Source organism: Pseudomonas sp. HB05, from assembly GCF_016756915.1.
Lineage (GTDB): Bacteria > Pseudomonadota > Gammaproteobacteria > Pseudomonadales > Pseudomonadaceae > Aquipseudomonas > Aquipseudomonas alvandae.
Genome location: NZ_JAESPG010000034.1, coordinates 57,640 through 71,454, shown reverse-complemented (window position 1 = coordinate 71,454; position 13,815 = coordinate 57,640). Strand labels below are relative to the sequence as shown.

6 protein-coding genes are annotated in these 13,815 nt (G+C 56.1%); 4 read left to right on the top strand and 2 right to left on the bottom strand.

Annotated features, from left to right (window positions below; genetic code table 11):
- Nucleotides 1–145: 145 nt before the first annotated feature.
- On the bottom strand, nt 146–361 hold the full coding sequence (locus tag JMN22_RS26920) for a DUF6124 family protein (RefSeq protein WP_309475713.1): 216 nt from the start codon (nt 359–361) through the stop codon (nt 146–148).
- A 673-nt stretch (nt 362–1,034) separates the two neighbouring features.
- Between JMN22_RS26920 and JMN22_RS23430 the strand changes: the two genes are divergently transcribed.
- Nucleotides 1,035–1,406, top strand: a complete 372-nt coding sequence (locus tag JMN22_RS23430; RefSeq protein WP_030140838.1) for a hypothetical protein — start codon at nt 1,035–1,037, stop codon at nt 1,404–1,406.
- Between the two features lie 461 nt (nt 1,407–1,867).
- Here JMN22_RS23430 and JMN22_RS23425 read toward each other — a convergent pair whose 3' ends face one another.
- Nucleotides 1,868–2,233, bottom strand: a complete 366-nt coding sequence (locus JMN22_RS23425; protein WP_198797913.1) for a DUF6124 family protein — start codon at nt 2,231–2,233, stop codon at nt 1,868–1,870.
- Between the two features lie 591 nt (nt 2,234–2,824).
- On the opposite strand from JMN22_RS23425, the gene JMN22_RS23420 reads away from it, so the two are divergent.
- From JMN22_RS23420 to JMN22_RS23410, 3 genes are all read left to right on the top strand, one after another.
- Nucleotides 2,825–5,953, top strand: a complete 3,129-nt coding sequence (locus JMN22_RS23420; RefSeq protein ID WP_198797912.1) for a hypothetical protein — start codon at nt 2,825–2,827, stop codon at nt 5,951–5,953.
- 157 nt (nt 5,954–6,110) lie between these two features.
- A complete protein-coding gene (locus JMN22_RS23415) occupies nt 6,111–9,755 on the top strand; it encodes a Tc toxin subunit A (RefSeq protein WP_198797911.1) in 3,645 nt (1,214 codons plus the stop codon).
- Nucleotides 9,756–9,760: 5 nt separating this feature from the next.
- Nucleotides 9,761–13,813, top strand: a complete 4,053-nt coding sequence (locus tag JMN22_RS23410; RefSeq protein ID WP_198797910.1) for a neuraminidase-like domain-containing protein — start codon at nt 9,761–9,763, stop codon at nt 13,811–13,813.
- Nucleotides 13,814–13,815 lie beyond the last annotated feature (2 nt).

Genomic DNA, 13,815 nt, shown 5'->3' with positions numbered 1-13,815 from the left:
CTGGGCTGCGCAGCAGCCCCCAAACCAAACAACTCGGTGTGCCAGTAAGGTCGAGGTTGTTGCTTTTGGGGCTGCTGCGCAGCCCAGCGGGGATAAATCCCCTCGCCACAAGGACGTCTAACTCAACGCGTTGCTCACGCCGCTCTCAACGCTGCACCTTCGCCTCGCCATCCATCAACTTCTCCAGCAACAACACCCCCATCTCGCCCATCTGGTGAATCGCCAGGGCCAGGTTGCGCGGGGCGCCTTCCAGGTCTTCCGATAAATCCAGGATCAACGTGCTCACCGAGCAGAAGGTTTCGTACGTGTGCGCCAGCAGGCCTTCGGGGTCGGCATCGGGGGCGACGATGAAATAGTCCAATTGGCGTGGGGTTTTGTCCGGCTCTTTAGGTAATGGTCCAGGGCTTTTTGCGCGGCTTTGTCGAGCTTTTGCTCGTCGAGGGTTTTGCGAGGGGAGCGTGGGGCGGGTTTTGGCGGATTTGGGGTTGGTTTGATCATTGGTGAACTTCCTTCCAGTGATGCCTTGACCTCCTCGCGACTAAACGAGGGGTGGCGGCTGTACGCAGGTTAGTCGACCGGGGAAGTGTCACCAAAAACCGGCGCGCCGAAGCGCCCTGCGCACAGCCACCATCGAGTGCAGGGTAGGAAACCTGACAGATGGAAGCGCAATGCACCTGATGACATACCCCGAGCGACTAAACCCGATCGCTGAGGTGTCAGCGACGCGAATCACGTTACGGGGCAAGGCCAAGGTGCACAAGTCGGCGGATTCTGGCGGATCTGTAGTCCATTGCGCAAGGAGGTGTAGTCAGGTTCGGGGCATTCCTACAAAGGTGGTAGGACCGTTGGTCGGGACTGTCGGAGTTGACAGGTGCGCGGCAATTGGTTCCGACGTTTATTGGGACCACGTCCCAGTCGTTATATGGCTAATAGAGATGTTCAGGAGCCCATAGGGGCGCGCTCTGTTACTTCTTAATCAAACATTGCCCTGCGGGTGCTGCCGAGCAATATGTTCGTTAAAACGAGGTGCAGTCATGAATGTTGATAAAACCCCAAAAGCAGTAATAGTGGAAGCGGAACGAGACGGTCAATGGGCGCAACTAAGTTTGGAGTATTCGTGGTCGGAGAATGGCACTATGTTTACTGTTAGAACCATTAACTATATAGCCTCGAATAATGGCCGCTCAGAAGGTAATATTAAGTTGGCGCTTGTTTCAGCTGGCGACACCGGCTGGAGGCAGTTGACAGGCAGCGGGATTCAAGACGGAAAATGGCACGAGTTTGGACACACTGTTTCTGTGCAAGGTAATAATCGAACGGCGGTTATACATTTTAATTGGATATATGACCAGGCGTGGCCGCGCAACGATATTAATATGACGGGGGCTTGGGATGTGACGAAATAAACTGTCCTGTCGATGCATAAAAACTAACTTTATAGATGTTCGCAAGTGGCTCGTGGTGGCTAACGTTGACGCGGGAAAGATACCTGACAGTAAATATGAGGTGGAAGAATTTCCACATTACGCTTGAAGCCAATTTCGGCCTGCGATGGACGTCGCCGGGATGCAGAAAATGTGAGTGCGTCGCCGATATCTACATCAGCTTCTATCCGATGTAGATATCGCGTGGGCCTTGGTTTTTACTGGGCAGCTCTAGTCTCAAAGACGCCCAATAGTTCAAAGTTACCCATAACTCCGTGGCGAGGGAGCAAGCTCCCGCTGGGTCGCGAAGCGGCCCCAAAACGCCTGAATGCGGAGCAACAGTTACTGCATTCGCCAGTTTTCCGGCTGCTTCGCAGCCGAGCGGGAGCAAGCTCCCTCGCCACAGCGCTGGCGTCTAATTCATTGCGCCGCTCACGCCGCCCTCAACGCTGCACCTTCGCTTCGCCATCCATCAACTTCTCCAGCAACAACACCCCCATCTCGCCCATCTGGTGAATCGCCAGGGCCAGGTTGCGCGGAGCGCCTTCCAGGTCTTCCGATAAATCCAGGATCAACGTGCTCACCGAGCAGAAGGTTTCGTACGTGTGCGCCAGCAGGCCTTCGGGGTCGGCATCGGGGGCGACGATGAAATAGTCCAATTGGCGTGGGGTCTTGTCCGGCTTGCCGGCGTTGGGCTTTAGGTAATGGTCCAGGGCTTTTTGCGCGGCTTTGTCGAGTTTTTGCTCGTCGAGGGTTTTGCGGGTGGGGCGTGGGGCGGGTTTTGGGGGATTTGGGGTTGGTTTGATCATGGTCGGTCTCCGTTAATGGTGCTGCCACCTTGTTCGCGACTAAACGAATGTGGGTGGCGGCTGGACGCAGGTTAGTCGACCGGCGGAGACACGAAATCCGGCGCGCCCGAGGGCGCCCTGCGAACAGCCACCATCAAGTGCGGGGCAGGGGAGCCCGACTGGATGACGCTTGTGCACATCGTATCTACCGCCGAGCGACTAAACCCGATCGCTGAGTTGTCAGCGACGCGAATCACGTTACGGGGCAATGCCAAGGTGCACAAGTCGGCGGATTCTGGCGGATCTGTAGTCCGTTGCGCAAGGAGGTGTAGTCAGGTTCGGGGCATTCCTACAAAGGAGGTAGGGCCGTTGGTCGGGACTGTCGGAGTTGACAGGTGTAGAGATAGAGTATTTGGCGTTTATTAATTAAACGCCTCATCAATTTTGTCAGTTCGCGATTTTTGATAAAAATGAGATCCGAACATTAAGAATGATGCGAAGCTTACATGTCCGCATTATTCCAATTTGGTTGCCTTACGGTGTAAGTCGTAACTCGTTTGCGCGGCGCAGTTTTTGAAGGCGTCTCGACATAATTAACGGTGGAGTTCTAATATGAAGTCTGTCAGCGATATGGAAGATGTCGATTCTGAAGTCGGAAAAAAATACACCATAAGAGCTCAGGATGGAAATTTATGGGCGGACCTTGAGGTGAGGTGTTGGTGGTCGAGTGAGTCGAAATTTCATGCGCAGCCTCTGCGGTACAAAGCAAGATATAACAATCGCAACAGCGGCAATGCAGAGCTTAGGCTTAAGTCACTGAACGAAGGGGCGTGGAGTAGCTTAATTGGTGATAAAGGGGAACAAGATGGTGAATGGCACGATATGAGTGGTGTGACATATGTAGCTACGGGTAACGGTATTTCAGCCGTCGTCAATTTTCACTGGATATACGATATAAATGATGGCCCGGATAAGGATCTGTATGGAGCCGTGGAGGTGCGTTATGTCGCCCCTCCACGAATTACAAATCCCGCGAGTGGACTTGTGGTGCTACCCGGTCAATCTCTAAGTTTTGAGGGTACAGGCACGAATGCGGCGAAAGTCACTGTTTACCACGCCGATTCGGGGGAGGCATTATCCGACCCTGTCGACGTCAAGGCTGGTATTTGGGCAGCGCCTTTAATCAAACCGCTGTTGTCGGGGGCAAACCGCATTACCGCGAAGCAGGTTCTTGATGGTATGCCTTCGGATGAGGCGGCGAGTGTCACCGTAACACTGTTGACCAAGCCAGTCATTCTAAAGCCTAAACCAGATACGACAGTTGGACGCTGGCCAGCGTTTTCTGGTACAGGTGTGCCCGGAGCAAAGCTACAACTCCACGTGAGTGGTACGGGTGAAATAGTCCCTCATCTAGATAGATTGGTTGATAAGTTTGGCGAGTTCTCTATTTCGCGCTTAACCAATATATTGGCTACGGGTAACCACTCTTTCACTGCCAAACAGACCCTGAACGGTCAGGAGTCGGGCTGGGCAGAAAATATTGCTATAAAAGTTGTTTCATCCACGCCGCCAGAAATTACCGATCCGCCAGCCGGTTCGGTTCAAGACAGGAACTTTTGGTTGAAGGGCATAAAGGGCCGTTTAGGTTTTAGTGTTAAAGTTTTCAGGGACGGCGGGGAGGATTTGTTTGGGACAAACCTGACGATACTGGATGACTGGACTTGTGCTGTCATAATTCCGGCAGGTCCAGTTTCAGTGGTGGCGATCCTCGCAAATAGCCAGGAGGAAACGGATCGTAGCCCTGCCCGAGCGTTCAAAATCCGTCCTCCCAAGTTGTCCGGCATCAGTACCTATCCATCCAACACCACCATTAAATTCTCAGGCCTCGGCTATTTCGGTGCCACCATCGAAATCACGGTAGACAGTGGCCCAACTGTCAGGCCCCCACCACTGGCGGACGTGAAGGACGGGGAATGGGAAACGACAGCGACCGATTGGCCGTTTGGCAACTACCGCTTGCAGGCGATTCAAAAGGTACCCGACAGAGCAAGTGGTTGGATCGAGTCTGAACCCTATTACTTTTACATTGATGTGGGCTTGCCTGATGTAAGCGAGGTGTCCTACACGCCGGAGTATCGACCGGAATTTTCAGGCAAAGGTTTCAATGACGCGATGGTGAGACTGGTTGATGTTCCTGGCGGCACCAACAAGGTTGCCCCAGATGCTCAAGTGTCCGGCGAAAAGTGGCGGAGCCCGGCCTCTGAAGTCTGGGGACCGACGCTCAGGCGCAAAATCTATATCAAACAGTTTTTGTCGGAAGAGTGGTCACCCAACTGGGTCGAGGTCGAGGTCACCATCCCTCCACTGGCACCCGGCATGGGTGATCCGGTGGATAACGGCCTCTCGCCCAACTTCAGCGGCACTTGCTGGCCGGGTGCTACGCTCAAGCTTACGTTCAATGACGACGGTGTTATGCACACAGTCATCGATGACGATAACGATGGTCGCTGGGCTTTCCGGCGCGATACTCCGTTCGAGCCAGACATTTCTCACACCGCGACGCTTATCCAGACCGCCGCCGAACAAGACTCACCAGAAATCTTCAAAGTGTTTTCGGTTTCCCTGCCCATGCTCAAACCGGTGATCACCTATCCCGGTCCCGACGATATGGTGGGCCGCGATGTGATCGTCCGAGGGGACAACGGCATGGTCGGGGCCACGATGCAACTGCACGATGTTCAGTTCGGAAGGCCGTTGGGTGAGCCCAAGTTGCTCACCGCCGACGGCGAGTGGTCCATCGAGCTCTCTGGACTTGAGTTCCGTAAATATTTCATCCATGCGCAGCAAGTATTAAATGGACAATCATCGGAGCTCAGTGAACAACGGGTGTTCAACGTGGTGCTGCTGCCCCCGGAATTCTTGAAACCACAGCCCGGCGGGAACTTGCCACGTACCTCGGAGTTGTCAGGCCGCGGTATACCCAATGGGCGAGTCACCGTCTGGCTACAAGGCCAAGCCGACCCGTTACGTGAAAACATCTTTGTGAACTCGATCGGCGATTGGAAAACAGAAGTGACTTTGCCGATTGGCAGCACCACTGTCCGGGCCAGGCAAATTTTTATAGACGAGGAAGACACAGAACGAACCTCCGAATACAGCTCCTGGCTCACTTATAACGTTGTCCCTGCCCCGCCCTTCATCGAAAGCCCCGCCACGGACGAGCACATCGGTTCCAGCGTCGTGGTGTCGGGCTTCGGCATACCGGGGGACACCGTGACGGTCAGGTTGAACGATGCCAGCCGCACAGTGCTGGCGAGCGGCCCGGTGCTGGAGGACCGCACCTGGTCGGTGACAGTAACGCTCGAAACACCCGGCGGCGCCCACGAGCTGCTGGCCGTGGCGCAATGCGAGGGTTTCGAGTCCGCCGACTCGGGGCGAGCGGTGGTACTGGGGACCTACGTGCCTTCAATCGATAGGCCGGCGGCGGGACGTTGGGTCGATAACCCGGTCACGTTCGAAGGCCGGGGCCGGGCGGGCAGCGGGCGTGTCGTGAGTTGGTACAACCCGGAACTGGACTGGTCCGCGGCCCTTGGCGTGACTGCCGGCCAATGGCAGGGCGAGGCGACGCAGACGCTGGTCAGCGGCGGCCAGTGGTGCCGATTCAAGCAGACCCTCACGAGCGATGCGGATGGCGCGACGGTTTCCGATTGGGTTGAGAGTGGGCGTTTCGACGTGAAGTAATGCGGTCCTCGCCGCAGTCCTGGCCCGATGGGCGGTCTTGTGAACTGTCAGATCTGACAGTAGCCGATCAGGGTTTATTGGCGCGTAATTCCACCCACGCAAGGCCTGACCGACTCGTCGGGCCCTACAAACCGTTTTCGACTCAAGGAAACTGGCCATGGCGCAATCCCGACCTGCCGTGCAACTGATGAAGCAGATTTTCAGTTCGGAGCAACTCGTCCGATACCCTGCACTTGGCAAATACATCGAGGACGGGGGCTCGATCTTTCCGCTGGTTGAAAAAGGCGCGCAAGGACTGGTGAGGGAATTTGACCTGTCCCCTGATGATGCCCGCCGATTTTTACGACGGTGCAACGGCATGGCTCTGTATGTACGCCGCCAGTTCATAGAACACAGCTTGTACGGTATCGGGACCGATACGAGGGCGGCGGGTGCGCGGGACGGATTGTTGTCAATGGTCAAGGGCCCCAGCTTTGACGAACTGTTTAGACCCAAATTCGACGAGATGTGCCCGCCACAGGCGCTGGAATCGCTGACTTCGCCGGTGGCTTATCTGATCGAGCTGATGAAGTGGATAGAAGAGCGGATCGAGTCGGTTGCAGTCGGTGAGTCCATGCCTCTGCATGAACGACGCAAGGACTTGAAACTGCTGCCTGTGGATTTCAATGCGGTGCATCGCGCCGTATCTGCGGTGGACGTCATCCTCTTGGTGCTGGAGACCTTCATTAAGGAACACTCAGCTTCCGAGGATAAAGCTTCCGTGGATCTTGAAGAGGCCATGGTTCAGGCGCGCTATCCCAATGGTTTGCCTTATTACCAGCACTGGGTCTCCGTGGACACTGTTACACGCCATCATGGTCTTTCGGTGGGGGATTTCGCCCACAAGGTGGATGGCTCGTTTCCCTATTTTTTGCAGCCTCAAGCTTGGGATAACGACGCGGGGCGTGCCCTGGCCCATGCGTCGCGGCTGGGCCCTTATCAACGGAAGTTGCTGACGGAGGATCCAGCCGCCCTAGATGTTAAGGAAAGTTTTTATGCCGAGAACTTCGGAACTGATAACACCTATAAATATGAAAACCTCAACCAAGTCCAATTCTTCGGCGAACGAACCAAACTCGACACCCTTGGGCTCGAAGCCTTGTTGTCGGTGCGCCGCTTCGCACCCGTTCGCTCCGCCAACGTCTCGGTGTATCCGACAGCGAATGCAGAAGAGCCGGAAAGTTACCGCTCCGGTTCGGTTTACCTCCACGCCAATATGCTCCCGGTTGTGGAAATCACCGGCAGCGCCGATAGCGAATCGTTTCTTCATCGCCTGACGCTGGACCCCAACGTCGTCGATGGCTTTAAGCGATTTGACCGGATGAACCGAAAGGTGCGTCTGGACCAATGGCTGGCGTTGCCGAGCGAGCAAGTCGACGCACTGCTGGCGGCGGCGATCAACGCCGAGGCGCGTGGGGATGAGTCGCAAGAAAAGTCGAAAGAAGACTGGTGGATCACCCCGCAAGTCGAGCACGCGCTGGGGCTGTTTCAATCGCTACGGGAACGTTACGGGTGTACCGCACCCGACTTTGCTGTGTTTATCGACGCGTTGTCGATTTACGGACGCGGTGAAACGCTTTCGCAATTCGATCAGATCTTCAACCTTCAGGATGACTACCGCGAGCCTTTGAAACTTGACGGAGGACTCTTTGCGGTCTTGCCCGAACCCGAAGAGCTGGACCTGACAGTCGCCCAACTGTGCAGCGCGTTGAATATTGATCTGAAAACCTATGCCTACCTGGCTCAGGCCGTTGTGGGGGCCTATGGCATCGAAGATGGCAAGCTGCCCCGTAGCCCCCAGGTCCTGTCCAGCTTCTACCGTTTGGTGAAGTTTCCCAGGCTGTTGGGTATCACGCCGGTCGAAGGCGTGCTGCTGCTGTCGTTGTTGGGCGAGGAAGCTTGGCTCAACGGCGTGGCGGGTGTACCTCGAATCGGTTCGGCAGACGGCATGCCAGATGTGCTTAATCTGCTGTATGCCATGCAGGAGTGTACGCAATGGTGTGCTGAACGCGACATTCCAGTGAGTTGGATACTGCAACAGCTTTTGCCGCCACGCGTCTTGACCGCCACCAACGCTGAAGGCGAGCTTTTCAAACAAATACTCAATTTATTGCCTGGCGCGCTATTCGCCGATTCGGCGTTTTTGATGGCGGGTGTACCCGCGCTGGTGGGTGGCAGTTGGGTGGATTTACTGACGGTCCTGGTCGATGCCGATGGGTTGGTGATCGCTTCTGCCCTAACCGAGGCCGATTACTTGGCCTTTGCGCGGGAAAAACTCGACGATGCGGTGAGAGATGGCCTTGGCGAAGCATTTGAGCCCGAGCGTCCTGCCATTGTCGAGACAATGCTCAGCGTGCTGCTGCAGATCAGAGAGAACCAGGTATCGGTGGTCAAGGAGAGCCTGGCGGCTTACGCAGGCGTCGATTCGGGACGAATGATTCATTTGCTGACGTGGGCCAATACAACAGTGCATCAATTGCTGCGCCTGGGGCTCGGGCACGTCGATTTGCAGACCGAAGATTTTCATACCTGGCGCAATGTGCAACCGGACCCTTTGCTTTTTCTGCTGGCTGATATTCGCCGTCGCGGCGCGGTGGTGCAGAAACTGGCGCTTGGCGAAGAGCTTTTGCAGGACTATCTGGAGTATGGCTACATGGCCTGGTTGCCGGGGTCAGTCGACAAGTATGCGCTCACGATTCGGACAGTTTATTACCTGGCGTCGCTCACCCATGCCTTTGAGCTCAGCGAGCAGCCTCCCCAGAAACTCCTCGATTACCTGCGGGAGGTCAATGCATTGCGTCTTGAGTCAATGGGGACAGACGCACTGAAATTGGCCCAAGAGGCATCGTCGATCAGGCTGGCCGAATTCTTTAACTGGAGCGTCCAGGAGGTGCGTGAGTGTGTGAGTCACATCGAACCGAGCAAGAAAGTCCTGAAAGACCTGGTCCAACTGGATTGGCTGCTGCGCGTTCGGGAGTTGGCTGCGCGCACGGGCATGGATGCCTTGACGATTTTCCTGATAGGAACTTTGCCAGAGAACTTAAATAAGTCGGCCTACAAGGACGCCGCCGACCATGCCTTGCTCAGCATGTCCGAGTCCAATGCACCCGCGGTTACGTTCAGCGAGGATCTGAAGCAGCTCGCGACCTTGTCCATTACCGCGGATAAAACCGAGGCAGTGCCTAACAAACCTGGCGAGAAGATTATCTTCACCCTCATGTTGAAGGACCGCTCCGGGGAACCATTGAGCGGCGTCCATATTAATTGGAGCGCCACGCTGGGCACCTTTCAAGGCAGCGCCGCAACGGACCCCGACGGCAAGGTCAAGATGGAGTTTACGCCGGGCAAAGTGATGGGCACGGACACCCCGCAATTTTGGGTGGATCTGTTTGAGCCGCAATACGGACCCACCGTCAATCTCGTCGCCGACGTTTCAACCCTCACCTTTGCGCTACGGCTCAAGTCACCGGTGCCGCTGGCAGAAGTGCCGTACGGCCAGGAAGTCGAGCTTTACGCCACGCTGATCGACCGCTACGGAAACCTCGGTAAAAACGCCCTTGTGCAATGGTTATCCGAACCGGTGGATCCTGTGCAAAAAACGGCGCTGGTTATTCGACCCCGGCAGGGGTTGACCAACGAGGACGGGCAGACGCGTGTATTCGTCTCCAGCCCGACCGGTGGAAAGTTCGACGTCAGTGTCTTGAGTGAAGCCAGTTCAGCCCAGGCAGATTTCGAGTCCATTACGTTTGCATCTGAGGAGTAGGGACCATGGCAACGAATACTATGGGTGAGCTGCTCGAAAAACGTCGCAACGCCCTGGTCGAATACTGCATTGGTCAAATCAAGCCGCCAGGGAATGCCTATGGTTTCGTGCGAACCCCGGCAGACCTGTTTGAATTGCTGCGCATGGACCCACTGGACAACTACCCGGTGCAAAGCTCTTGGGTCGGCGAAGCCGCCAGTTGCGCCCAGCAGTTCATCCATGCCGCTTACAGGAAATTGGAGCCCGGTTACGCAGAGGTCGAGTTCGGCAAGGGCGATCTGGCCACCTGGGAGCTTTATAGCAACTATCCAGATTGGGCGGCGGTGCAACTGATCGCTCTTTACCCGGAGAACTTCATCAACCCCTTTGTTCGCCTGCGCAAGACCAGCCTGTTCAAGACCTTGGAGAACAACCTCAACCAGACACGCCTCAGCAGCGATTCCGTCCAGCTTGCTCTGAGAGACTACCTGCAGTCCTTCGAGCAAATCTGCAACCTGGATGTGATCAGCGCCTATATGGACGGCGTTACGCCTGACCGTACCGACTATTACTTTGTCGGTCGGCAGCGGGTACCGCCTTTCCAATATTATTGGCGCAAGGCGCAGGTTGAACTTTCTTCTTCCTGTGAAGCGATCAATCCAACAGCTTGGAGTGAATGGCAGCCTGTGGATATTCCACCTGCCACGACGGTGCTGGACATTCGTCCGGTGTTCTGGAGCGGTCGACTTTGCCTCGTATGGGCGCAATGGCAAGACGCACTTCCGGCGCAGGCAGGCGGCGAGGGGTTGCCGCCCAGGTTGGACATCAACGTCTCTTTCATGTCCCAGAACGGTAACTGGTCGGCGCCTCTGAGCCTGCATCATTCCACGCAGGACGGAGACCCACCAGCCGATGCCCGGCTGATTGCAACCCTGTGGGCTGATCGCCAGCATCCCAAAGGTCGGCTCGGGGTGATGCTGACCTTTGGTGCCAAGAAGATTTTTGCGGTGCGTGACGTGTTGTTTCGTCCGGTGGACACGGATGATGGCCGCTGGTTGGAGGAGGCAGCCAAACATCGCTTCAAGACTGCCGAGACGGTCCAGCATCCGCTGGCGAACCAACCGGCCGTGGTGGTTTCCGATGATCCAGCGGGCACCTTGACGCCTTACTTGGGCTTGCAGGCTGTGGCGTTTCGCGTCGGTAGTGACGACAAATTGTTTGTACAGGGTTATTGCAGGCCGACAGGGAATAAGACTGACGATAAGGTTACCCTGAAATTGGCATTGCAAAGTCCGGCTGGCGGAGATCCGGCGCCGATTGAAAAAGAGTTCCCAATCGCTGGCGGTTGGAGTACTGAATGGCTTGAATTCAGTCGCGGGGAAGGTTCCTGGCCGGATCCGGTCTTTCTGTTCGGCGCTGACTCAGGCGGCCATGGGCGCAAGAAGTTTACGCTGAAAATCGAAAACGTTACCGACTTCGAGCCCGTGACTCTTCATAAAAACACCTTGGACGCGGCGCAATTTCTTTCTTTCAACCAGCCTGGGCTGGACCTTAAGTACACTCGGTTGAACTCGCTGTTTGGCCCCGAGTTGGTGCAGCGTTCCAATATTTCCGTCGATGCGGTATTGGATTGGGATACGCAATTTCTACAGGAGCCGCTTCCCCAGGTGGCGACTGAGTTTCTGGAACCCAACGGTGCTTTTAACGGCGCCAACGGCTTGTTCTTCTGGGAGCTGTATTTTCATGTGCCCCACCTGGTGGCGGCGCGGTTGTGTGCCGAGGACCGTTATCTCGATGCGCAGAAATGGTTGCATTACCTGTTCGATCCACAAGCACCCGCTGAGTCTTTGGCTGAGAATCCAAAGCCTTTGTATTGGCGCTGTCGGCCGTTGAATGTTCCCGGCAACTCGGGATTTGAAATTGATGAGCCAACCGATCCCGATGCCATTGGCTATTCGACACCTCGGCATTTCCAGATACTGGTGTTCACCGAGTACGTCAAAAACTTGATCGCTTGGGGGGACTGGTATTACCGCCAGCTCACCCGCGACAGTCTGGTGGCGGCCAAGCTCTGTTATGTCCAGGCCCAGTTTTTGATGGGAAAGGCTCCCGTGGTTCGGACGGTCAACCGTTGGGAAACCGAGACGGTGGGAAACCTGATGAACAAAGCCAACGTGCGCCCGGCACTGGAACGGTTTGAAAAAAACCTGGTGTTCAGCCTGGCGGACTTTCCGGCGGCCGCCGAGGCTGCGCCTTTGATGGGGTTGCTGGCAAACGAGCCCTTCAAGCTGCCGATGAACGAGCAATTACTCGAGCTGTATGGGCTACCCGGTCAGCGTCTGTACAACCTTCGCAACAACCTGACCCTGGATGGCAAGCCGCTGGACATTCCACTGTTCAGCCCCCCTACCGACCCCAACCAGTTGTTGCGTGATCTGGCGGCCGGTGGCGTGGGAGGAACAAGGCCCATGGGGGGACGCCTGGTGGTGGGGGCCTTTCGTTGGCGTACGACCTTCGAGGTGGCGTTGCGCGCCGTGCAAAGCTTGCAAGACCACGGGGGCCAGGTGCTGCGCTTGCTTGAACAGCGTGATCGGGCCGAACAGGAGGAAATGCAACAAAGTCATCTGGTTGAATTGGGGGCTTACGCTCGGACCGTTCAGGAGCAAAGTATTGCCCAGCTACAAGCAAGCATGGTCGCGTTGGAGCAAAGTCGCGCCGTGGCGCAAGAACGAGCCGAGGAGTATGCACGACGCTATGACGAAAATATTTCGTCGGCGGAATACAGCGTCATGGAAATGCTGCAGGTTTCCAAAACTCTGCAATTGGCCGGGGCGTCTCTCAAACCGGCTGCCGCGGTAGTAGCTGCCATCCCGACCATATTTGGTCTTGCCAACGGTGGCCATCGTCTGGACAAGGCTATTGATGCGGTGAGTTTCGTGCTGGGAACCGCCGCGTCGGTCATGCAGATCGGCGCGGATAAACAGGCCACGACTGAGGGCTATCGTCGTCGCCGGGAAGATTGGCAATTGCAACGGGACCAGGCGCAAGCGGAGGTTCGGGCGATCGACGCGCAAATCACCGCACAGGCCCATTCCCTGCAAGCCGCGCAAACCACCCTGGAGCAAACCCTGAGGGCCAACAGCCAAGCGGTGACGGTTTATAACTTCATCAAGAAGCGCTCGACCAATGCCGAACTGTTCGGCTGGTTGCTGGGCCAGCTCAAGGCGCTGCATTACCAAGCCTATGATGCGGTGATCAGTTTGTGTCTCAGCGCTCAGGCCGCGTTAAGCGCCGAGACCGGCGACTACGACACGCAGGTTGCGTTGCCTCAAGTATGGCTGGACAACCGCCACGGCCTGACTGCAGGCGAGCATTTACATGGATATCTGCTGCGCATGGAGCGTGAATACCTGCAGCGCTATGAGCGACGATTGGAGTTGATCAAGACCGTCTCCCTGCGCCGCCTGTTCGAGGACAAGATTGAATCCCAAGCCGGCGTGAAGAGCTGGAAAGATGCATGGGATGGGTTGAAAGACACCGGGGTCTTGGAGTTCGAACTCACCCAACTGCTGTTCGATCGCGATCATCCCGGGCATTACTGTCGGCAAATCAGCTCAATCGAGGTCGACCTGCCTGTCGTGATGGGACCGTTCGAGGACGTGCGAGCCACCTTGATGCAAGTCGGCAGCAAGATTGCTACAAAAGCGTCGCTTCAGTCCGTGATCTATCTGCACCATCCGGAGGAGTCCGTGGCGCCTTCCGATGTCCAGATCAATCTACGCAGTGGGCAGCAGATCGCCTTGTCGACTGGCCTTTCCGCCAACGGAATAACCGCGATGAAGCCTGATGAAGGCTTGTTGAATCCGTTTGAAAACACGGGAGTGGTCTCTCGCTGGGTGTTGAAGTTCCCCTGGCCGATCAAAAACCCGCTTCAGAAGCAAATGCTCGCCTCCTTGACTGACATCATCGTGCGCATTCGCTACACGGCGAAAGCTGGCGAGTCGACTTTCGCACGTGCTGTTGAAGATCGAGTTACCGAGGCTGAGGCCGTTGGACTCAAGCAGAACTCACAGGGGTGATG

What these genes read in the sequence shown, in the direction of transcription:
- JMN22_RS23430 (WP_030140838.1), top strand. Translation starts at nt 1,035, where the DNA reads ATGAATGTTGATAAAACCCCAAAAGCAGTAATAGTGGAAGCGGAACGA.
- JMN22_RS23420 (WP_198797912.1), top strand. Translation starts at nt 2,825, where the DNA reads ATGAAGTCTGTCAGCGATATGGAAGATGTCGATTCTGAAGTCGGAAAA.
- JMN22_RS23415 (WP_198797911.1), top strand. Translation starts at nt 6,111, where the DNA reads ATGGCGCAATCCCGACCTGCCGTGCAACTGATGAAGCAGATTTTCAGT.
- JMN22_RS23410 (WP_198797910.1), top strand. Translation starts at nt 9,761, where the DNA reads ATGGCAACGAATACTATGGGTGAGCTGCTCGAAAAACGTCGCAACGCC.
- JMN22_RS23425 (WP_198797913.1), bottom strand. Translation starts at nt 2,233, where the DNA reads ATGATCAAACCAACCCCAAATCCCCCAAAACCCGCCCCACGCCCCACC.